Below are 20490 nucleotides of genomic sequence, written 5' to 3' on the forward strand. Positions count from 1 at the left end.
ACATTATACCAGAAAAAGGGAGGTCAATGCTCTTTTTATTTGCATTCTCCCATAAAATCAAGGTTTTTATTGAATTTTGGGACAAAAAAACAGGTAGTTTTTGACACTACCTTGTAAGGAAAGGAGAAAGAAAAATGGAACAAAAAAAATTATACAAGTCAAGAGAGAACAGAATGATCTGTGGGGTATGCGGAGGTATAGCGGAATATTTTAATATTGATCCGACGTTGATCCGGCTTGGAGGTGCACTTCTTGCATGTATGAGTTGCGGAACCGGACTTCTGGTATATTTTATAGCAGCAGTGATTATTCCGGAACAGCCGTAAAGAATCATAGAATCGCGGAATGGTTTTATGGCAGAAGACCTGTCAGAACGAGAGAAGCTTCTCGAAGGGTCTTCTGCCATTTTCGCGTCTCGTCTGCATTTTATATAACGTTCCATGCAGGGGGGAGCGTGCGACAAAAAGTGAGAATGGAGGTTTCGTCCGGATCCAGAAAACGAATTGCAAGACCGCAGCCACTGTGAAATTCTCCGGGCACTGGCATGATCGTAATCGCAAAATGTTCTTGGATTCGTTTCTCTGCATACATGACATCAGCATTGGTTTCGAAGGTCAGTATATAGTATTCCTGTTGTGACAGCATATGTGGGACCTCATTTCTTATCAGATATAATGTTATTATAAAGCATTTTTGTGTGAAAAGACAGAATAAATCTGATAAAGTAAGGAAATACTCCATGAAAAGGAGAGATCATGATGGCTGGTAAGAAGCAAAAAAAGATATGTCGTGAAGATATTGAACGGATGGAGACAGAAGAAAAGATTAAATACGAAATTGCCGAAGAACTAGGACTTCTGGATAAAGTTCTGGAAGACGGATGGAGATCGCTGTCTGCGAAGGAGACCGGTAGAATCGGAGGATTGATGTCGAAAAAGAAAAAAGAAGGGGAGTAAGTTTACAATATTGTTAAGAAATATGAATAATTAGAAATAACTGTGAATATTTTGCTACTTTGGTTGAAAAAATGCAGTGGGTTTGATATAATCGCTTGACTGAAAACTTGAAAACAGGTGAGTTTTATGGATGGAAAAATGAACGTGTTAAATGTGCAGTTGGATGATTATACAGCAAAAGACGCGATGAAGGCAGTCACGGAATATATGCACACAGAACCTGTAAATACGGTTGAAATCTTGACAGTGGATATCCTTATGAAGGCTGCTCAGACAGAAGGCCTGAAAGAAGATATCGAGCAGCTTGATCTGGTGATTGCAGGAGATGAATCGATTCTGGAAGCGGCAGAAGTGACGGAAAAGAAAAAGCTTCAGGAAGCGCATAATCAGGTGTTTATGAAGCTGGTGTTCCATTATTTTCATAAAAATCGTTCGCGCGTTTTTTTACTGACAGATTTGCCGGAAGAGACACAGAAGCTTGAGCAATTTTTACAAAGTGAATATACGGGGATTCAGATTGCCGGAACGGCATGTGTGCCGGAAGATGAGAGTGCAGATGATCTGATTACAAATCAGATTAACGGTGCGGAGGTGGACTGTGTGTTGTCCAGCATGGTTTCTCCGAAACAGGAGGAGTTCATCCGGCGGTGTAAGAACCTGCTCAATACTCGGCTCTGGCTGGGAATCGGAACAGAGTCTGGAATTATGACACAGAAAGAAACATGGAGAGTGCGGTTCAGAGAATTCTTGATACGTAAGATCCTGAAACGTGAAGTGGAAAAGGACAAGAAAAAAGTTAGTAACAATTTCCAACTTGAAAAATAAATATTTATAAAAAAATAACTGAGGAAATGCATAAAAAAATGTGATTTCCTCTTTATTTTTTTGTTGATTTGTATTAAAGTATAGTATAAGTATATATGCATTTCCATGTTTTCGGGGGAACGCTGTTGTGTAAAATGTATAATTGGAGGAGAAGAAAGTATGATATCAAATCAGATATTGCAAAACACAATTGAAGGTTTAAAAGCAATTACGAGAATAGATTTGGGAGTGATGGATACAGACGGCAAGACTCTTGCCACAACTTTTACAGAACCAGGTGACTATGGAAACGCAGTGCTTTCTTTTGTGGAATCTCCTGCGGAAAGTCAGGTAATACAAGGTTTCCAGTTTTTTAAGATTTATGATGAGCATCAGCTTGAATACATTTTGATTGCCAATGGTGGCAGTGAAGATGTCTATATGGTTGGGAAGATTGCTGCTTTCCAGATTCAGAACCTGCTGGTTGCATATAAGGAGCGGTTTGACAAGGATAATTTTATTAAAAATCTGTTGTTAGATAACCTTCTTCTGGTCGATATTTATAACCGCGCCAAAAAATTACATATTGACACTGAGGTGAAACGTGTTATCTTTATAGTTGAGACTTCTCACGAAAGAGATATCAGTGCGCTCGACAGTCTTCGTTCTGTTCTGGGTGGAAAGAGCCGGGATTTTATCACAGCTGTAGATGAAAAAAACATTATCGTTGTCAAAGAATTGGGAGCAAATGACGGTTATCCGGAAATGGACAAGACAGCGCATGAGATTCTGGATCTTCTCAAGTCAGAAGGGGAAGAGAATGTCCGCATAGCGTATGGGACGATCGTGAATGACATCAAAGAAGTTTCAAAATCTTATAAAGAAGCCAAGCTGGCTTTGGATGTGGGAAAGATTTTCTTCGATGAGAAGGAAGTGATTGCTTACAGTGCTCTGGGAATCGGACGACTGATCTATCAGCTGCCAATTCCGCTCTGCAAGATGTTTATCCGTGAAATTTTTGAGGGGAAATCTCCGGATGAGTTTGATGAGGAAACTCTTACGACAATCAACAAGTTTTTTGAGAACAGCCTGAACGTTTCCGAGACATCCAGACAATTGTATATTCACAGAAATACTCTGGTATACCGCCTGGATAAACTTCAGAAGAGTACAGGACTGGATCTTCGTGTGTTCGAGGATGCAATCACATTTAAGATCGCACTTATGGTTGTCAAATACATGAAGTATATGGAGACACTGGAGTATTAATAATTAGGAGGAGCATATGATAGAACTGAAAGAAGTTACGAAAGAATACTCGAAGGGTATTGCCGCGCTGAATGGGATCAATCTGACGATCGAACAGGGCGAATTCGTATTCATTGTAGGTGACAGCGGATCCGGAAAATCCACTCTGATTCGTCTTCTGATGAAGGAGATTGATCCGACGTCAGGAACGATTATTGTAAACGGGCAGAATCTGAACCGAATGAAGCATCGTCAGATTCCGCAGTACCGAAGAGGAATCGGAGTTGTGTTCCAGGATTTCCGACTGTTGAAAGACCGTAATATTTACGAAAATATTGCGTTTGCGCAGAGAGTTACAGAGAAATCAAGCAGGGTCATCAAAAAGAAGGTACCTGCAGCGCTTTCACTGGTAGGACTTGCACAGAAATATAAAGCATATCCGAAGGAATTGTCCGGAGGAGAACAGCAAAGAGTTGCGATAGCACGAGCTGTTGTGAATGAACCTGCGATTTTGTTGGCCGATGAACCGACAGGTAACCTTGATCCGACGAATTCATGGGAAATCATGAAGTTGTTGGAAGAGGCGAACGAAAGAGGAACTACAGTACTGGTAGTTACTCATAACCAGGAAATTGTGAACGAGATGAAAAAGCGCGTTATTACAATGAAAAAGGGGGTCATTGTCAGCGACGAACGAAAAGGTGGGTATAGAAATGAGAATTAGTACAATTGGATATTCGGTGAAGCAGGGAGTCAAAAATATCGGAAGAAATAAGATGTTCTCTCTGGCATCTATTGCTACCATGTCGGCTTGTATTTTTGTGTTCGGCCTCTTTTTTGCAATCGTAATGAACTTTCAGTATATCGTACACAAAGCAGAAGAAGGTGTGGCAATCACAATTTTCTTTGAAGAAGATGCGACGGAAGAACAGATTGCTGATATTAAAACGGAGCTATTGGCCAGAGATGATGTCAGCAAAGTAAATTATATATCAGCCGATGATGCATGGGAATCTTTTAAAGACGACTATTTCGGTGAAGATGCACAGGAGGCGGCAGAGGGATTCAAGAATGATAACCCGCTTGCAACTTCAGACAGTTATGAAGTTTTTATGGATGATGTGGCTTCACAGAAAGAAGTGGTTGAATTCGCAAAATCACTTCCGGGTGTGCGGAAAGTCAACAAATCGGATCTGGTTGCAAATACTTTGAACAGCATTAACCGTCTGATCTATTGGGTATCTGCAGCGATCATTGCCATTTTGCTTGCAGTGTCTGTATTCCTGATCAGCAATACGGTTACAATGGGTATCACCGTGCGGCGAGAAGAAATCGCAATTATGAAATATATCGGTGCGAAAGACAGTTTTGTACGTGCACCATTTATTTTTGAAGGTGTACTGATCGGACTGGTAGGAGCGGCAATCCCACTGGCAATGTTGTATTTCCTGTATGATAAGGCGATTAATTACGTCCTTATGAAGTTTGAACTACTCAAGAATATACTGGATTTTCTTCCGGTTGCACAAGTATATAAGACACTTTTGCCCGTGGGACTGGCGTTAGGAATCGGAATTGGTTTCATGGGAAGTTTCTTTACAATCAGGAAACATTTACATGTGTAATCGTGTATAGAGGATTAAGGGGACGAATATGATAAAGAAGAAAAGGTTACTAAGCTTACTTCTGGCCGGAGTTCTGTGCCTGGGAATGGTACAGCCTGTGCGGGCTGATGAGGTCGCAGATGCGAAGAAAAAGCAGGAAGCTCTTGAAGAAGAGAAGAAGAAAGCGGAACAGGAACAGGCTGAGCTGTCGCAAGAGCTTGATTCTATTATGGAAAAAATGCAGAAGACGCAGCAGGATCTATCTGATAAAGAACAGGAAATCAATGTTGCGGAGACGGATCTGGTTGAGGCGAAAGCAAAAGAGAATGATCAGTATGAGAGTATGAAGCTTCGCATCAAATATATGTATGAGAACAATAATACAGAGCTGATCGAGATCCTCGTCACCTCAAAGAGTATGTCGGAGCTTCTGAATAAGATTGAGTATATTCAGCAGGTGACGGAATATGACAGAAATATGCTGAAGGAGTTCCAGAAAATCCGGGAAGATATTGAGAAGAAAGAAGAAGCGCTGAAAGAGGAGTATGCGCAGCTTGAAACGCTCAGAGATCAGCTTCAGAACGAACAGACAGAGATGCAGGCGCTTCTGGATGAAAAGAATATTCAGATTGACAACTTATCTTCTGAAATCAGTGCAAACGCAGATGAATTGAAGAAACTGATCGCTGAAGCGAAAGCAGCGGAAGAGAGAAGAAAGCAGCAGAATCAAAGCAATGTATATCAGCCGAATAACGGTAACAGTCAGATTGTGATTACCGGCAATGGGAAGCTTTCTCATCCGGTTCCCGGAGCTTATATTACCAGTGGGTTTGGTTACAGAGTGGCGCCGACTGCAGGTGCGACGAGCAGACACGATGGTATCGATTATGGCGCAAGCACCGGTACACCAATCTATGCAGCGGACAGTGGTACGGTTATTACTGCTCAGTATAACAGTGCACGAGGTTATTATGTTGTAATCAATCATGGTAATGGGATGCAGACATGGTATCAGCACTGCAGCGCTTTGTATGTGAGTGTGGGAGATAAGGTGTCCCGTGGACAGAATATCGCAGCTGTGGGAGCGACCGGTATTGTTACAGGGCCGCATCTTCATTTTGAAGTACATGTAAACGGTACCCCGGTAGATCCGCTGCTATACTTGTAAACAAATACATAGACAAGTGGAAATAGGAAGAATATGGAAGAAAACTCAAATAAAAAAGAATTTTGGAAGGGCACACTTTGTGGTGCCCTTGCTGTGTTATTAGTGGTCATGATCGGAATGACTGCAAAGAATTATCTGCCGGTAAGCAAGGCGGAGCAGAATGTGGCAAACGGAAAAAGTAAGATCAAATTACTGGATCAACTCATTGAAGAAAAATTCCTCTACTCAGATGAAGTGGATCAGGAAACCCTGGAAGAGGGGGCGTATGCCGGATATATCGAAGCATTGGGAGATCCTTATACGATTTACCGCGATGCGGAGGAGACGGAAAAATATTATAGCGATGTTGATGGAGAATTCTATGGTATTGGCGTTCTTTTCAGCCAAAATACGGAAACAAAGCTCATAACAGCAGTGCATGTATACGAGGACACGCCGGCCGGCAAAGCGGGTGTCCGGGTCGGTGATATTTTGTATGAGGTTGACGGAGTGGATGTAACGGATATGAATCTGGATGAAGTGGTTTCTCTTGTGAGAGGAGAAGAAAACACGGTGGTGAACATTGTTGTGCTCCGGGGTGAGAAGAAAGAAAAAGTGGAAATGGACATCACAAGAGAAAAAATCCAGTCGCAGACAGTGCAGTATGAGATGAAGGAAGAGGAAATCGGATATATCCGGATCACCGAATTTAATAAAGTGACGTATGAACAGTTTCAGACGGCATTTGACGAACTGGAAGGGCAGAATATGAAGGGACTCATTGTGGATGTCCGTAACAATCCGGGTGGGCTTCTGGATGTTGTATGTGAGATACTGGATCAGCTTTTGCCGGAAGGAAAGATTGTATATACCAAAGACAAAGAGGGAAATGAGAAAACGCAGTATTCGGATGAAGAACATCAGTTTACAAAGCCACTTTGTGTTCTGGCTGATCAGAACAGTGCAAGTGCGTCGGAAATTTTTGCCGGTGCCATTCAGGATTATGGAATTGGTACAATCGTAGGGAAGAAGACTTTCGGAAAAGGGATCGTACAGAGCGTTTTCCCAATCAGTGACGGAAGCAGTGTTACAATGACAACGATGGAGTACTATACTCCAAATGGAAGAAACATACATAAAAAGGGAATTGAACCTGATATTGAAGTGGAGTATCAGTATGATGAAACGAATCCGGATGCTGATAATCAGCTTGAAGCGGCGCTGGAGGAGATTCGGAAAAAGCTTGATCAGTGATGTAGAATGAAGAAAATATGAAGGGAATGCCAAAATCGGCATTCCCTTTTAAGGTTGTCTATGATAGAATGTTTATGATAACGGGATGTGCAGAAAGGATTAGAAACTATGAAATTACTCATTAAAAATGGACATGTTGTGAATCCGGAAAACGATCTGAACGCCGTACAGGATGTTCTGATAGAGAACGACCGTATTATCAAAGTGGCTGATTCAGTTCGGGATGATGCGGATACAGTGCTTGATGCCAAAGGTATGTATGTCATGCCGGGATTTATTGATTTGCATGTACACCTGAGGGATCCGGGACTTACCTACAAGGAAACTCTGGAAACGGGAGGGATGGCAGCGGCAAGAGGCGGAGTAACGACGATCTGTGCAATGCCGAATACAAGACCGGTTACGGATACGAGTCAGATGATAGAGGAGCTGCATGAACGGGCGGCACATGAGAGCCCGGTTCACGTTATTCAGCTTGGTGCAATCACCAAAGGTCAGCTGGGTGAGGAACTTGCTGACATAAGAGGAATGGCAGAAGCAGGATGTCATGCCATCAGTGAAGACGGCAAGTCGGTTATGAATGCATCGCTATACCGGAAAGCCATGAAGATTGCAAAAGAAGAAGGAATATCCATCTTCGCACATTGTGAAGACATCACAATGGTAGAAGGTGGTGTGATGAATGCGGATGCGAAGGCGAAAGAACTGGGACTTCCGGGAATTACAAATTCAGTGGAGGATGTCATCGTGGCAAGAGATATACTTCTTGCAAAAGAAACTGGTGTGAGACTCCATTTGTGTCACTGCTCGACTCAAGACAGCGTGGAGATGATCCGACTAGCGAAGGCGGAAGGCCTTCCGGTAACCGGAGAGGTGTGCCCACACCATTTTACTTTGTGTACAGATGATATCCGGGGAGATGATGGAAATTATAAAATGAATCCTCCACTAAGGGCAAGAGAGGATGTAGAGGCGCTGAAAAGAGGTCTTGCAGATGGAACTATGGATGTGATTGCTACCGATCATGCGCCACATTCCGCAGAAGAAAAGAATCGCTCCATGGCAAAGGCGGCATTTGGAATTGTAGGACTTGAGACGAGTGCGGCACTTACCTATACAGAGCTGGTGGAACCGGGAATCCTTACTGTCATGCAGATGGCGGAAAAGATGAGCTATAATCCGGCAAAGATTCTCGGCTTAAATGACAAAGGTTCTGTATCTGAAGGAAAAATCGCGGATCTGGTTATCTTCGACCCCGAGAAGGAATATCGGATTGATGTAGAAAAATTTGCTTCGAAAGGGAAAAATACTCCTTTTAATGGATATCCGGTAAAAGGTGAGGTTGCCTGTACAATTGTAGATGGAAAGATTGTTTATCAAAGATAAATACATGAGAAATATGAGGAGAAGACTATTATGATTAACAAATTAGTAGAAAACATTAAAAAAACAGGAGCACCGATTGTGGTAGGGCTTGACCCTATGCTGAATTATGTGCCGGAACATGTACAGAAGAAAGCATTTGCAGAGTTTGGTGAGACGCTGGAAGGCGCTGGTGAGGCAATCTGGCAGTTTAACAAAGAAATCATTGATAAGACATATGATCTGATTCCTGCTGTGAAGCCACAGATCGCTATGTATGAGCAGTTTGGCATTCCGGGGCTTGAAGCATTCAAAAAGACCGTAGATTACTGCAAGTCGAAAGGACTTGTCGTAATCGGTGATATTAAGAGAGGCGACATTGGTTCTACATCTGCAGCATATGCAGTAGGGCATCTTGGTAAAGTGCAGGTGGGAAGCAAGACATATGTGCCGTTCGATGAAGATTTTGCAACGGTGAATCCCTATCTTGGATCAGATGGCGTAAAGCCTTTTATTGAGGTATGTAAAGAAGAGAAGAAAGGCCTTTTCATTCTGGTAAAAACATCAAACCCGTCCAGCGGAGAATTTCAGGATCGTCTGATAGACGGACGTCCGCTCTATGAACTGGTTGGAGAAAAAGTGGCTGAATGGGGTGCTGACCATATGGGAGACGAATACAGCTACATTGGAGCGGTTGTTGGAGCAACCTATCCGGAGATGGGAAAAGTCCTTCGTAAGATCATGCCGAAATCTTATATCCTGGTTCCGGGATACGGAGCACAGGGGGGAAAAGGAAAAGATCTGGTGCATTTCTTCAATGAGGATGGATTGGGTGCAATCGTAAACTCATCACGAGGAATTATCGCAGCTTACAAACAGGAGACATACGCAAAATACGGAGCGGAGAATTTTGGTGATGCTGCCCGTGCTGCGGTAGAAGCCATGGCTTTAGACATTCGTGAGAGCATTGAGCAGCGGTAAAATGGAACCGGGGAGAGTGGAGACTTTACGAGGCTTTGCTGTAAAGGATCCAAGAGCAGGAAAAACAGCTGTGAGCGAAAAAATAGAGAAATCAGAATCAGGAGATAGCATAAAGATGGCAGACAGAAAAAAAGAAAGCGCAGTCATATCTTCACAGGAGCAGATTGCGGATGGCATTTTCAGCATGTGGCTTCAGACTGAAGCGGCGAAGACGGCATGCCCGGGGCAGTTCATTTCCATGTACACGAATGATGGAAGCAAGCTGCTGCCGAGACCGATCAGTATCTGTGAGATTGATCGGGAAAAAGGTGAGCTTCGCGTGGTTTACCGTGTAACAGGTGAAGATACGGGGACAAAACAGTTTTCAGAAATGAAAGCGGGCGATACGGTTCCTGTTATCGGACCGCTGGGCAATGGTTTCCCGCTGGACAGAGGAAAAGGGAAAACGGCATTTCTTATGGGAGGCGGAATCGGTGTGCCGCCGATTTTGGAATTGGCAAAGCAGTTAGATGCCGACAGACAGATCGTGGTCGGCTACCGAGATGAGCATACATTCCTTCGGGAAGAATTCGAACAGAACGGTAACGTATATATTTCGACAGAAGACGGAAGCGTGGGAACCAAAGGCAATGTCATGGATGCAATCCGGGAGAACGGACTTACCGCAGATATTATTTATGCGTGCGGACCGACTCCGATGTTGCGGGCAATCAAGGCTTTTGCGGAGGAACACGGAATCGAATGCTACATTTCCCTGGAAGAGAGAATGGCATGCGGAATTGGTGCATGTCTGGCCTGCGTCTGCAAGTCCAAAGAAAAGGATCATCACAGTAATGTAAATAACAAGCGAATCTGTAAAGATGGACCGGTGTTCTTATCTACGGAGGTGGAAATCTGATGAGTACAGAAATAAACATGAGTGTAAATATAGCTGGCGTAGAATGGAAGAATCCGGTAACAGTAGCATCGGGTACTTTTGGGTCCGGAGCTGAATTTGAAGAATTTGTGGATTTGAACCGACTGGGGGCAGTTACTACAAAAGGTGTGGCAAATATTCCATGGGCGGGGAATCCTACGCCGAGAGTGGTGGAGACCTGTGGAGGAATGATGAATGCCGTGGGACTTCAGAATCCCGGGATTGATTTGTTTTGTAAAAGAGACATTCCATTTTTGAAAAAATATGATACCAGAATTATTGTAAATGTCTGCGGAAAATCAACAGAGGATTATTGTGAAGTTGTAGAACGTCTTGCAGAGGAAGAAGTGGATATGCTGGAGATCAATATTTCCTGTCCGAATGTGAAAGAAGGTGGAATCGCATTCGGACAGAACCCGAAAGCGGCTGAGAATATTACAAAAGAAGTGAAAAAATATGCAAAACAACCGGTAATCATGAAGTTGAGCCCAAATGTGACTGATATTTCTGAAATGGCAAAAGCGGTTGAAGCTGGAGGGGCGGATGCCATTTCTCTGATCAACACTCTGACAGGAATGAAGATCGACATTGACCGCAGACAATTTGTTTTGGCAAATAAAACCGGAGGAGTGTCTGGCCCGGCAATCCATCCGATTGCAGTACGAATGGTGTATCAGGCAGCAAATGCGGTACGGGTACCGGTCATCGGTATGGGAGGGATCGCAAGTGCAAAGGATGCCATTGAAATGATACTTGCCGGGGCAAGCGCTGTCTCGGTAGGAACTGCAAACTTCCACAATCCGGCAGTAACGATGGAAATCGTGGATGGAATTGAAGCATATATGAAGAAATATGGTTTTGCAAATGTGAAAGATATGGTAGGAATTGTGAAATAGAGACAGAACAGTGATCAATTTGGAGGATGAATGGATTATGGAACAGTATAAGAAAGAGTTTATTGAATTTATGGTGGAAAGCCAGGTCTTAAAATTTGGAGAATTTACATTGAAAAGCGGAAGAAAATCACCATTCTTCATGAATGCAGGTGCATATGTGACCGGATCCCAGCTGAAAAGGCTCGGAGAATATTATGCAAAAGCAATTCATAACAAATATGGAGATGATTTCGACGTGCTGTTCGGACCGGCGTACAAAGGAATTCCACTCAGTGTTGTAACAGCAGTTGCTTACAGTGAATTGTACGGAAAAGAAGTGCGTTATTGTTCAGACAGAAAAGAAGAAAAGGATCATGGTGCTGACAAAGGAAGTTTCCTTGGAAGTAAACTGAAGGATGGAGATCGTGTGATCATGATCGAGGATGTTACTACATCCGGAAAATCAATGGAAGAGACCGTTCCGAAGGTAAGGAACGCCGCTGAGGTCGAGATCGTTGGCCTGATTGTATCTCTGGACCGAATGGAAGTTGGAAAGGGCGGTGTAAAATGCGCGCTGGAAGAAGTAAAGGATCTGTATGGATTTGATACATCAGCAATTGTTACAATGGCAGAAGTCGTAGAATGTCTTTATAATAAAGAAGTGAATGGACAGGTTGTAATCGACGATACATTGAAAGCGGCAATCGATGCATACTATGAACAGTATGGTGCAAAATAAGGAGGAAATCCGATGACTGAGAAAGCATATAAAGTAATGGGATATACCGGAGCAGCGAGTCTTGCAGTGGGAATCGTAATGATTGTTGTCGGTGTTGTGGCCGGAGTAGTCATGATCATCAGTGGGGCGAATCTGTTCAAGGCAAAAAGAGGTTTGACGTTTTAGGAAGGATGCTTTGAATTGAAAGCAAAAAAAAGGAAGCGATTTCGGATACTCGGAAAGATCTTATTTGTGTTATATATAGGATTTCTATTGTATTTTTTGATCTTTTCGGACTGGTATGGACGAACCGGAGAAATGAGAGAATATCATTATAATCTGGTTCTGTTTCAGGAAATCAATAGATTTTGGTATCACCGGGACCGGCTTGGTTGGATCGCATATGCGAATCTGTTTGGCAATGTACTGATTTTTGTACCGTTTGGATTTTTTATGCCGATGGCAAGCAGGTACCGAAGTCTCTTTCTGACGCTGTTCTATAGTTTTGGACTGAGCTTCCTTGTGGAAGCTTTTCAGTTTGTTTCCCGGGTGGGGAGCTTTGATGTGGATGATCTGCTGCTCAATACGATCGGCGGTGTGCTCGGATACATTATATTTGTAATTTGCAACACGATAAGGAGATGGCATGATGCGAATCGGGAGAGAAAAAGAGCAGGCGCGAGAAAGGGAAAGAGATAAAGAGAGAAAAAAAAGGGGAAACCGGAAATATGGACAGGCGAAACTCAGACATTCCAGGAAAGGCCTGTTGTCCTGTATGATAGCGGTTGTTGTTGCGGGGATTTTTGTCGCATTGATCCTGACCGCTTTTATACATAAAGGAAACTCGGTGGCGATGATCGGCAGCTTCGGGCTTTTTGATATGATTCTTGCAGGAGTGGGGCTGAGTATTGGAGTAAAAGGGTTTCGTGAGCGGGATAAGAATTATCTAAGCTGTAAAATAGGCATAGGAATCAATGGATTTATATTGTTCTGTCTTATCCTGGTGTTTGTAAGGGGGCTTATATAGTGGAAGAAAGATACTATCTGACATTGGAACGAATTATGAAAATTACCGAAGAAAATACGGTAAAAGAACCGTATCAATCTTATTTTCGACATGTGGCGGAATTCTTGCTAAGGATTCATGATATCAAAGACAGCAGACATACTTCAGCGAGAGCGAGTATGACGAAGGAACGTCTGGAAGAAGAGATGCAAATGCTTTACTATGATGTGCTGCCCCAGAATTATGAGACATCCTACGCAAATCCGGAATATGCCGTGAGAGAACTCGGAGAAGAACTCGGTGCTTTTTTAAGTGCACTTTATACGGAACTTCGTGGAGATATCGGATATGTGTATGAGGAACGATATGATTATATCGTTATAGGAAACGAATTATTCATTGAAATTTACAATAAATTTGAAGAAGAAGAGACTCCTTCGCCTGAAAGTCTGAAGGAGATTTTTTACTGGTATGCCAGTGATTATTGTGATGTCTATGCAGCGGACAGAGTGGTTGAGCAGATCGATCCTGAGGCATATGATTTTGCAGTAAAGCGTATTATGGAGTCGGATCTGACAGACCTCAGATACCTGTACCGGTTTGGAGAATATGTGAGTGAAAATGAATTAAAGACGGCAGAATATCTGAATAGTCTTCCACAGGAGACCATTGATAAGATGGCGGATACCTATACAGAGGGATTTCGTGTAGGATTCATCAATACGGGTAAAGATTTGTCAAAGAAATCTGTTGTCAATATTCGGTATGTATTGGGATTTGAACGAGTTGTACGCAAGGCTATTCAAAATTTTGAAAAAATGGGATTGAAGCCGACCATTTACAGAGCTGCATCCAGCGTGATTACGCGTCCGCGTCTGGGAAAGAATGGATTCTATGGAGGAATTCCGAATAAGCAGTACGATTATGATCATAAAGATGATCTGGGGCTGGTCCTGGATAAACAATTCATGGAAAGAAAGCTGGAAGTGATGCGGACTGTTTTGGAGAAAAATAAAGAGCTGGCGGGGAGTTTTGCAGGTCCTGCGGTCATGGAAGTATTTGGCGAAAAACCGTTTGCACCGGTGACCAAACCGGAAGCGGTTACTTTCTCGAAAAAGCAGGAAGAGTTACTTCTTATAATGAATTCTCGTGCAGGTCAGATTACCAATCAATACATCAAAGGTGAGGAGAGAAGTTTTACGATCATTTCCTGGCCACTTCCGGAAATTGGGAATAACTATCCGGAAATTTTTGATGAAGTCATCCGGATCAATACACTGGATGCAAATGTATATGAAAAGGTGCAGCAGACGCTGATCGATGCGCTGGATCAGGGAGAATATGTTAGAATTTTGGGAAAAGGAGCCAATAAGACTGATTTGAAGGTGAGCCTTTGCAGACTTAAGAATCCGGAGAAGGAAACCATTTTTGAGAATTGTGTCGCGGATGTGAATATTCCGGTCGGCGAAGTGTTTACTTCCCCAATGCTTGAAGGAACGGAAGGCGTCTTATATGTAAGTAAGGTTTATCTGAACGAACTGCAGTACCGGGATTTGGAAATTCATTTTAAAGAAGGAAAAACGACAGAATATACTTGTAGTAACTTTGAATCTGAGGAAGAGAATAAAAAGTATATTTGTGATAATATTATGCACAATCATGAATCACTTCCATTGGGTGAGTTCGCAATCGGTACGAATACAACTGCATATATGGCGGCGAAAAAGTATGACATAGCGGATAAGCTTCCGATTCTGATCGCCGAAAAGATGGGACCGCATTTTGCGGTGGGGGATACCTGCTACAGCTGGGCGGAGGATAACGTGGTATATAATCCAAACGGCAAGGAGATCATCGCCAAAGAGAACAGTGTGAGTGCATGCCGGAAAGAAAACCCGGAACAAGCATATTTCCAGTGTCATACGGATATTACCATTCCATATGAGGAACTGGGAAAAATCAGTGTATTTACTTGTGAAGGAAAAGAAATTGTATTGATCGAGAATGGACGTTTTACGCTTCCGGGGACGGAAATTCTGAATGAACCTTTGGATAAATAGGAGATTTCTGTATCTGAGATTCTTTTTTGAGTTGACAGAGGAAAGAAGTGTTAGTAAAATAGCTAATAAATAAAGAGATATTTATTAAAATACTTATAAATAAGAAAAGGAGACTATTATGCCAAAAGTAGGAATTGTAATGGGCAGTGACTCTGACATGAAGGTTATGAGCAAAGCTGCGGACATGCTGGAGAAATTTGGAATCGAGTATGAGATGACAATTATTTCTGCACACCGTGAACCGGACGTGTTCTATGAATACGCAAAGTCTGCGGAGGCAAAGGACTTTAAGGTCATTATTGCCGGTGCAGGTATGGCAGCGCATCTTCCGGGAATGTGCGCGGCAATTTTCCCAATGCCGGTTATTGGGGTCCCGATGTCAGGAAAGAATCTTGAGGGGATGGATGCACTGTATTCTATCGTTCAGATGCCGCCGGGAATTCCGGTTGCTACGGTGGCAATAGATGGCGGAGCGAATGCAGCAATTCTTGCAGCTAAGATTCTGGCAACATCGAATCCGGAACTGCTTCAGAAGTTGAAAGACTATACTGCTGAGATGAAAGAAACGGTGCAGAAGAAAGCAGAAAAACTGGAAAAGCTCGGACATAAAGAATACTTAAAACAGATGTAGAAAAACAGTTAATGGAGGATTTGAGATGGACTATAAGAATGCGGGTGTAGATATCGAAGCTGGTTATAAATCAGTGGAGCTTATGAAGAAACATATTCAGCAGACGATGAGAGAAGAAGTTCTTGGAGGAATCGGAGGATTCTCAGGTGCATTTTCTCTTGAAAAATTTAAAAATATGGAAAAACCGACCCTCGTTTCCGGTACAGACGGTGTTGGAACCAAGCTGAAGCTGGCGTTCCTTCTGGATCGACATGATACCATCGGAATTGATTGTGTTGCGATGTGTGTAAATGACATTGCATGTGCAGGTGGAGAACCGTTATTTTTCCTGGATTATATCGCATGTGGAAAGAATGAACCTGAAAAGATTGCTACGATCGTAAGCGGTGTGGCAGAAGGATGTAAACAGTCCGGATGTGCCCTGATCGGTGGAGAGACCGCTGAGATGCCGGGATTCTATCCGGTAGATGAGTACGATCTTGCCGGATTTGCAGTCGGAATCGTTGATGAGAAGGACCTGATCACCGGAAAAGATCTGAAGCCGGGCGATGTTCTGATCGGTATGGCTTCGTCAGGAGTACATAGTAACGGTTTCTCTCTTGTAAGAAAAGTATTCAGCATGAAGCCGGAAGTCCTGAACGCAGAATATGAATGTCTGGGAACAACGCTTGGAGATGCACTTCTTGCACCGACCAAGATTTATGTAAAAGCACTTCGTATGGTGAAGGAAGCGGGTGTTAAGATCAAAGCCTGCAGCCATATTACCGGCGGCGGATTCTATGAGAACATTCCGCGTATGCTGATCGAAGGTACTCACGCAGTAGTGAAGAAAGACAGCTACCCGATTCCACCGATCTTCCGTATGCTTGCAGAAGACGGTGATATTGAAGAAAGAGCAATGTACAATACGTTCAATATGGGTCTTGGAATGATTGTAGCGGTAGATGAAAAAGACGTGGATGCAGCTATGAAGGCAATGAAGGAAGCCGGAGAAGAACCATATGTGGTAGGATATGTAGAGGCAGGAGAAAAAGGAGTAACCGTATGCTAAGAGTTGCAGTTCTTGTATCCGGAGGCGGAACAAATCTGCAGGCGATTATTGATGCGGTGGAAAACGGGACGATCACGAATACACAGATCGTCGGAGTAATCAGTAACAATAAGAATGCGTTTGCACTGGAAAGGGCCGGGAGACATGGAATCCCGGCACAGTGCATTTCTCCGAAGGATTTTGAGACAAGAGATGAATTTAACAGAGTATTTTTGGACAAGGTCAATGAACTGAAGGCAGATTTGATCGTACTTGCCGGATTCCTGGTTGTGATTCCGGAGATGATGATCCGGGAATACCGGAATCGTATCATCAATATTCATCCGTCACTGATTCCGTCATTTTGCGGAACCGGATTTTACGGGCTGAAAGTTCATGAGGCGGCGCTTAAAAGAGGCGTAAAAGTGGTAGGTGCCACAGTACATTTTGTGGATGAAGGAACAGATACCGGGCCCATCATTTTGCAGAAAGCAGTATATGTTGAGGAGGGCGACACGCCGGAAATTCTGCAGAGACGTGTAATGGAGCAGGCGGAATGGAAGATCCTTCCGCAGGCTATTAATCTGATTGCAAATGGTAAGGTTCAGATTGTGGATGGAAAGGTATCTATCACACAGTAAGGAGGGACTTATGAAGGTATTAATTGTTGGCGGCGGCGGAAGAGAGCACGCTATCGCGTATTGTGTGGCAAAGAGCAGCAAAGTAGATAAAATTTATTGTGCACCGGGAAATGCAGGAATTGCAGAATTTGCAGAATGTGTTCCGATCGGGGCAATGGAATTCGAGAAACTGACAGCATTTGCAAAGGAAAATGCGATCGATCTTGCAATCGTGGGAATGGATGATCCGTTGGTAGGCGGTCTGGTAGACGAGTTTGAAGCCGCAGGCATCCGTGCATTCGGGCCAAGAAAAAACGCGGCGATTCTGGAAGGAAGCAAGGCGTTCTCTAAAGATCTGATGAAAAAATATGATATCCCGACAGCAGCGTATGAAAACTTTGATGACCCGGAAAAAGCGCTTGCTTATCTGGAAACAGCGAAATTCCCGATCGTGCTGAAGGCCGACGGACTTGCACTCGGTAAAGGCGTGCTGATCTGCAACACGCTGGAAGAGGCGAAAGACGGTGTCAAAGAAATCATGCTTGACAAAAAGTTCGGTGCCTCAGGTAATACGATGGTTGTTGAAGAATTTATGACCGGACGTGAGGTGTCTGTTCTCTCATTTGTTGACGGCAAGACGATCAAGACGATGACAAGTGCACAGGATCACAAGCGTGCAAAGGACGGCGATCAGGGACTGAACACCGGAGGAATGGGAACATTCTCTCCAAGCCCGTTCTACACGGAAGAAGTAGATGAATTCTGTCAGAAATATGTTTACCAGAAAACGGTAGACGCTATGGCGGCAGAAGGAAGAGAATTCAAGGGAATCATTTTCTTCGGACTGATGCTGACACAGGACGGACCGAAAGTTCTGGAGTACAACGCAAGATTCGGAGATCCGGAAGCACAGGTTGTTCTTCCGAGAATGAAGAATGATCTGATCGAGGTCATTGAAGCCTGTATCGACGGAACGCTGGATCAGATTAATCTGGAATTTGAAGACAACGCAGCAGTCTGTGTTGTATTAGCTTCAGACGGTTATCCGCTCGCATACGAAAAGGGACTTCCGATCACGGGACTGGAAGAATTCAAGAAGCATGAAGGATATTACTGCTTCCATGCGGGAACCAAGTTTAACGGAGATCAGATCGTGACGAACGGCGGCCGTGTGCTTGGTGTGACAGCTAAGGGTGCAACTTTGAAAGAGGCACGTGCAAATGCATATGCGGCGACCGAATGGGTAAAATTTGATAATAAATATATGCGCCATGACATCGGAAAAGCGATTGATGAAGCATAGATGAAATAGTATAAAATAGTATAAAAAAGAGGAAAGATTTTGAATGAATTATCGAAAATCTTTCCTCTTTCTGCATTTATATTACTATAAAATGACCAAAATTTCAAGACTGGTAAAATGTCCTGTACTGAGGTATAATCGGCAGACAATGAACCAAATGAAATCATTAAAAAGGGAGAGAATATACCGGAGCCGGAGAACTTGGAAAGGGTCATAGAAGGGTATCTGAGAATTCTGGTGAAAGAACAGTATGGAGATTCTGAAGATTTGCTACAATATCTTAAGGAAGACGTAAAAGATTTCTGTGTGGAGTTGAAACGGAGATAATTTCTATTGCTAAATCAGTACAAAGAGAGTAAACTGGACATAAATTTACCAAATGTGATAGAAGAGGGTGAAGAACATGGCAGAGATCAGACCGTTCAGAGGAGTCCGTCCGGCGCCGGAGGTTGTCGCGCAGATTGCAGCACTCCCGTATGATGTATACAGCAGCAGAGAGGCGAGAAAAATCGTGGAGAATAATCCATTGTCTTTTTTGAAAATAGACCGTGCGGAGACGCAGTTTCCGGAAGGGACGGATATGTATTCGGAACAGGTATACGAAAGAGCCCGTGATACACTTCGGGAAATGAAGGCAGAGGGGCAGTTTGTTCAGGATGAGAATCCCTGTCTCTATCTTTATGAACTTACCATGGATGGCAGGAGCCAGAGAGGACTGGTGTGTTGTGCATCCGTAGATGATTATCTGAATCAGGTTATAAAAAAACATGAGAATACCAGAGAGGACAAAGAAATTGACCGGATTCGGCACGTCGATATCTGCAGTGCACATACGGGGCCCATTTTTCTGGCTTATCGTTCCAATGAAGGAATCAGAGAAAAGATTACGGAGGCGGTATCACGGATGCCGGTGTATGATTTCGTGAGTGATGATGGAATCAGGCATCGTGTCTGGAAAAAAGAAGAGGAAGAATGGAACCTGGATATCTGCAGACGATTCGGTGAACTGGGTAGTCTTTATATCGCAGATGGACATCATCGGGCAGCGTCTGCTGTAAAGGTGGCGCTTAAGAGAAGAAAGGAAAATCCGGAATACACCGGAAAAGAAGAATTTAATTATTTTCTGGCGGTTCTTTTTGATGAGGCAGAACTAAGGATTCTGGATTATAACAGAGTGGTGCATCAGGTTCCAAGTGAGATTATTGGAAATCTTCCGGAGCTTCTTAAGAGCGGGTTTTGGGTTGAGTACACAGGGAAAGAAGAAATCCGGCCGCGGCAGAAAGGTGAAATTGCCATGTATCTAGAAGAAGGATGGTACCTTCTTAAGGCAAAACCGAAAATTTGCCCGGAAGATGCCGTGAGAGGTTTGGATGTTTCTATTCTTCAGGATCACATTCTTTCACCGGTTATGGGAATCCAGGATCCGAAGACCGATACAAGGATCCAGTTTGTCGGAGGAATCCGCGGCCTTAAGGAACTGATGAATATTGTGGATGGGGAGGAAAATGCAGTGGCATTTGCCATGTTCCCGACTTCTATGCGGGAACTTCTTGAAGTGGCGGATGAAGGGAGACTGATGCCGCCAAAATCCACATGGTTTGAACCAAAACTAAGAAGCGGAATCTTTATTCATGAGTTTTAGTGCACTGCCCCAGCACACTAGATTCTAAAGATTTTATGAATCTTTTATGAATCTTGATTTTCCATTCTTGACAAACCGGGGATTGAATACTATTATAATCAATAGTTATGAGAAAGGCAGAGAGAAAGAGGAGTATGTATTTAGGGCCGGAAAGAGAGGACCATTCACTGGCTGAAAGGTGGTTCACGGGAAACGGATACAGAAGGTAGCTTTTGAGCCGGATATCTGAACGGGCGAGTAGGATATCACGGGGTGGTTTCCGTTACAGAACTATGAGATATATGAAGTATTAGAGAGACTTCATATAACAAAGGTGGTACCGCGTGATTACTA

24 protein-coding genes and 1 other annotated feature (1 of these 25 only partly in view) are annotated in these 20490 nt (G+C 43.4%); of the genes, 23 read left to right on the top strand and 1 reads right to left on the bottom strand.

Annotated elements, in window-relative coordinates; translation table 11 throughout:
* Nucleotides 1-134 precede the first annotated feature (134 nt).
* A complete protein-coding gene (locus ACTNBR_RS04275) occupies nucleotides 135-326 on the top strand; it encodes a PspC domain-containing protein (RefSeq protein WP_427806238.1) in 192 nt (63 codons plus the stop codon).
* Between the two features lie 100 nt (nucleotides 327-426).
* On the opposite strand, the gene ACTNBR_RS04280 is transcribed toward ACTNBR_RS04275, so the two are convergent.
* Nucleotides 427-645, bottom strand: coding sequence for a DUF3343 domain-containing protein (locus ACTNBR_RS04280; protein WP_441016698.1), 219 nt, complete (start codon nucleotides 643-645; stop codon nucleotides 427-429).
* A 113-nt stretch (nucleotides 646-758) separates the two neighbouring features.
* Between ACTNBR_RS04280 and ACTNBR_RS04285 the strand changes: the two genes are divergently transcribed.
* The 22 genes from ACTNBR_RS04285 to ACTNBR_RS04390 all read left to right on the top strand — a co-directional run bounded on the left by ACTNBR_RS04285 (nucleotide 759) and on the right by ACTNBR_RS04390 (nucleotide 20157).
* A complete protein-coding gene (locus ACTNBR_RS04285) occupies nucleotides 759-956 on the top strand; it encodes a small, acid-soluble spore protein, alpha/beta type (protein WP_427806240.1) in 198 nt (65 codons plus the stop codon).
* A 126-nt stretch (nucleotides 957-1082) separates the two neighbouring features.
* Complete coding sequence (locus tag ACTNBR_RS04290; protein WP_427806241.1) at nucleotides 1083-1781, top strand: WecB/TagA/CpsF family glycosyltransferase; 699 nt, start codon at nucleotides 1083-1085, stop codon at nucleotides 1779-1781.
* A gap of 159 nt (nucleotides 1782-1940) precedes the next feature.
* Nucleotides 1941-3029 carry a PucR family transcriptional regulator gene (locus ACTNBR_RS04295; protein ID WP_427806242.1) on the top strand — a complete coding sequence of 363 codons (1089 nt, stop codon included), beginning with the start codon at nucleotides 1941-1943 and terminating at the stop codon, nucleotides 3027-3029.
* Nucleotides 3030-3045: 16 nt separating this feature from the next.
* Nucleotides 3046-3732, top strand: coding sequence for a cell division ATP-binding protein FtsE (gene ftsE, locus ACTNBR_RS04300; RefSeq protein ID WP_427806243.1), 687 nt, complete (start codon nucleotides 3046-3048; stop codon nucleotides 3730-3732).
* Nucleotides 3722-4633, top strand: a complete 912-nt coding sequence (gene ftsX / locus ACTNBR_RS04305) for a permease-like cell division protein FtsX (RefSeq protein ID WP_427818858.1) — start codon at nucleotides 3722-3724, stop codon at nucleotides 4631-4633. Before ftsE ends, ftsX begins: the two co-directional genes overlap by 11 nt.
* Nucleotides 4634-4661: 28 nt before the next feature.
* Nucleotides 4662-5780 (top strand): murein hydrolase activator EnvC family protein, encoded by a 1119-nt coding sequence (locus tag ACTNBR_RS04310; RefSeq protein WP_427806245.1) that lies wholly within the window; start codon nucleotides 4662-4664, stop codon nucleotides 5778-5780.
* Between the two features lie 33 nt (nucleotides 5781-5813).
* A complete protein-coding gene (locus tag ACTNBR_RS04315; protein ID WP_441016695.1) occupies nucleotides 5814-7013 on the top strand; it encodes a S41 family peptidase in 1200 nt (399 codons plus the stop codon).
* Nucleotides 7014-7121: 108 nt separating this feature from the next.
* Nucleotides 7122-8399, top strand: coding sequence for a dihydroorotase (locus ACTNBR_RS04320; protein ID WP_441016692.1), 1278 nt, complete (start codon nucleotides 7122-7124; stop codon nucleotides 8397-8399).
* A 30-nt stretch (nucleotides 8400-8429) separates the two neighbouring features.
* Nucleotides 8430-9356: an orotidine-5'-phosphate decarboxylase gene (gene pyrF, locus ACTNBR_RS04325; RefSeq protein ID WP_441016689.1), complete on the top strand. Its 927-nt coding sequence runs from the start codon at nucleotides 8430-8432 to the stop codon at nucleotides 9354-9356.
* 115 nt (nucleotides 9357-9471) lie between these two features.
* Nucleotides 9472-10254 (top strand): dihydroorotate dehydrogenase electron transfer subunit, encoded by a 783-nt coding sequence (locus tag ACTNBR_RS04330; RefSeq protein ID WP_427806249.1) that lies wholly within the window; start codon nucleotides 9472-9474, stop codon nucleotides 10252-10254.
* A gap of 11 nt (nucleotides 10255-10265) precedes the next feature.
* On the top strand, nucleotides 10266-11168 hold the full coding sequence (locus ACTNBR_RS04335; protein ID WP_441016704.1) for a dihydroorotate dehydrogenase: 903 nt from the start codon (nucleotides 10266-10268) through the stop codon (nucleotides 11166-11168).
* A gap of 37 nt (nucleotides 11169-11205) precedes the next feature.
* The gene (pyrE, locus tag ACTNBR_RS04340; RefSeq protein WP_427806250.1) at nucleotides 11206-11886 is read left to right on the top strand and encodes an orotate phosphoribosyltransferase; all 681 of its coding nucleotides are present in this window, start codon (nucleotides 11206-11208) and stop codon (nucleotides 11884-11886) included.
* A gap of 12 nt (nucleotides 11887-11898) precedes the next feature.
* Entirely contained in the window at nucleotides 11899-12051 is a 153-nt protein-coding gene (locus ACTNBR_RS04345) for a hypothetical protein (RefSeq protein ID WP_427806251.1), read from the top strand.
* A gap of 15 nt (nucleotides 12052-12066) precedes the next feature.
* Nucleotides 12067-12564, top strand: coding sequence for a VanZ family protein (locus ACTNBR_RS04350; protein ID WP_427806252.1), 498 nt, complete (start codon nucleotides 12067-12069; stop codon nucleotides 12562-12564).
* Nucleotides 12515-12892 (top strand): DUF6142 family protein, encoded by a 378-nt coding sequence (locus ACTNBR_RS04355; protein ID WP_427806253.1) that lies wholly within the window; start codon nucleotides 12515-12517, stop codon nucleotides 12890-12892. The genes ACTNBR_RS04350 and ACTNBR_RS04355 overlap by 50 nt, the downstream gene beginning before the upstream one ends.
* Entirely contained in the window at nucleotides 12889-14931 is a 2043-nt protein-coding gene (locus ACTNBR_RS04360) for an aminopeptidase (RefSeq protein ID WP_427818992.1), read from the top strand. Before ACTNBR_RS04355 ends, ACTNBR_RS04360 begins: the two co-directional genes overlap by 4 nt.
* A gap of 118 nt (nucleotides 14932-15049) precedes the next feature.
* Nucleotides 15050-15562 (top strand): 5-(carboxyamino)imidazole ribonucleotide mutase, encoded by a 513-nt coding sequence (purE, locus tag ACTNBR_RS04365; RefSeq protein ID WP_427806254.1) that lies wholly within the window; start codon nucleotides 15050-15052, stop codon nucleotides 15560-15562.
* A gap of 25 nt (nucleotides 15563-15587) precedes the next feature.
* Entirely contained in the window at nucleotides 15588-16613 is a 1026-nt protein-coding gene (purM, locus tag ACTNBR_RS04370; protein WP_427806255.1) for a phosphoribosylformylglycinamidine cyclo-ligase, read from the top strand.
* The gene (gene purN, locus ACTNBR_RS04375) at nucleotides 16607-17233 is read left to right on the top strand and encodes a phosphoribosylglycinamide formyltransferase (protein ID WP_441016686.1); all 627 of its coding nucleotides are present in this window, start codon (nucleotides 16607-16609) and stop codon (nucleotides 17231-17233) included. The genes purM and purN overlap by 7 nt, the downstream gene beginning before the upstream one ends.
* Nucleotides 17234-17243: 10 nt before the next feature.
* Nucleotides 17244-18515 (top strand): phosphoribosylamine--glycine ligase, encoded by a 1272-nt coding sequence (gene purD, locus ACTNBR_RS04380; RefSeq protein WP_441016683.1) that lies wholly within the window; start codon nucleotides 17244-17246, stop codon nucleotides 18513-18515.
* 201 nt (nucleotides 18516-18716) lie between these two features.
* A complete protein-coding gene (locus ACTNBR_RS04385) occupies nucleotides 18717-18842 on the top strand; it encodes a hypothetical protein (RefSeq protein ID WP_427806258.1) in 126 nt (41 codons plus the stop codon).
* A 76-nt stretch (nucleotides 18843-18918) separates the two neighbouring features.
* Nucleotides 18919-20157 carry a DUF1015 domain-containing protein gene (locus tag ACTNBR_RS04390; protein ID WP_441016680.1) on the top strand — a complete coding sequence of 413 codons (1239 nt, stop codon included), beginning with the start codon at nucleotides 18919-18921 and terminating at the stop codon, nucleotides 20155-20157.
* A gap of 110 nt (nucleotides 20158-20267) precedes the next feature.
* Nucleotides 20268-20490, top strand: a binding site (T-box leader); it runs 10 nt beyond the window's last position.

The organism is Bariatricus sp. HCP28S3_F11, from assembly GCF_052065395.1.
GTDB lineage: Bacteria > Bacillota > Clostridia > Lachnospirales > Lachnospiraceae > Allocoprococcus.

Excerpts from the sequence above, each read along its gene's own strand:
- ftsE (WP_427806243.1), top strand. The coding sequence starts at position 3,046 with ATGATAGAACTGAAAGAAGTTACGAAAGAATACTCGAAGGGTATTGCC.
- ACTNBR_RS04285 (WP_427806240.1), top strand. The coding sequence starts at position 759 with ATGGCTGGTAAGAAGCAAAAAAAGATATGTCGTGAAGATATTGAACGG.
- ACTNBR_RS04290 (WP_427806241.1), top strand. The coding sequence starts at position 1,083 with ATGGATGGAAAAATGAACGTGTTAAATGTGCAGTTGGATGATTATACA.
- ACTNBR_RS04275 (WP_427806238.1), top strand. The coding sequence starts at position 135 with ATGGAACAAAAAAAATTATACAAGTCAAGAGAGAACAGAATGATCTGT.
- ACTNBR_RS04310 (WP_427806245.1), top strand. The coding sequence starts at position 4,662 with ATGATAAAGAAGAAAAGGTTACTAAGCTTACTTCTGGCCGGAGTTCTG.
- purD (WP_441016683.1), top strand. The coding sequence starts at position 17,244 with ATGAAGGTATTAATTGTTGGCGGCGGCGGAAGAGAGCACGCTATCGCG.
- purM (WP_427806255.1), top strand. The coding sequence starts at position 15,588 with ATGGACTATAAGAATGCGGGTGTAGATATCGAAGCTGGTTATAAATCA.
- ACTNBR_RS04330 (WP_427806249.1), top strand. The coding sequence starts at position 9,472 with ATGGCAGACAGAAAAAAAGAAAGCGCAGTCATATCTTCACAGGAGCAG.
- purE (WP_427806254.1), top strand. The coding sequence starts at position 15,050 with ATGCCAAAAGTAGGAATTGTAATGGGCAGTGACTCTGACATGAAGGTT.
- pyrE (WP_427806250.1), top strand. The coding sequence starts at position 11,206 with ATGGAACAGTATAAGAAAGAGTTTATTGAATTTATGGTGGAAAGCCAG.
- ACTNBR_RS04295 (WP_427806242.1), top strand. The coding sequence starts at position 1,941 with ATGATATCAAATCAGATATTGCAAAACACAATTGAAGGTTTAAAAGCA.
- pyrF (WP_441016689.1), top strand. The coding sequence starts at position 8,430 with ATGATTAACAAATTAGTAGAAAACATTAAAAAAACAGGAGCACCGATT.
- ACTNBR_RS04345 (WP_427806251.1), top strand. The coding sequence starts at position 11,899 with ATGACTGAGAAAGCATATAAAGTAATGGGATATACCGGAGCAGCGAGT.
- ACTNBR_RS04390 (WP_441016680.1), top strand. The coding sequence starts at position 18,919 with ATGGCAGAGATCAGACCGTTCAGAGGAGTCCGTCCGGCGCCGGAGGTT.
- ACTNBR_RS04280 (WP_441016698.1), bottom strand. The coding sequence starts at position 645 with ATGCTGTCACAACAGGAATACTATATACTGACCTTCGAAACCAATGCT.
- ACTNBR_RS04355 (WP_427806253.1), top strand. The coding sequence starts at position 12,515 with ATGCGAATCGGGAGAGAAAAAGAGCAGGCGCGAGAAAGGGAAAGAGAT.
- ACTNBR_RS04320 (WP_441016692.1), top strand. The coding sequence starts at position 7,122 with ATGAAATTACTCATTAAAAATGGACATGTTGTGAATCCGGAAAACGAT.
- ACTNBR_RS04315 (WP_441016695.1), top strand. The coding sequence starts at position 5,814 with ATGGAAGAAAACTCAAATAAAAAAGAATTTTGGAAGGGCACACTTTGT.
- purN (WP_441016686.1), top strand. The coding sequence starts at position 16,607 with ATGCTAAGAGTTGCAGTTCTTGTATCCGGAGGCGGAACAAATCTGCAG.
- ftsX (WP_427818858.1), top strand. The coding sequence starts at position 3,722 with ATGAGAATTAGTACAATTGGATATTCGGTGAAGCAGGGAGTCAAAAAT.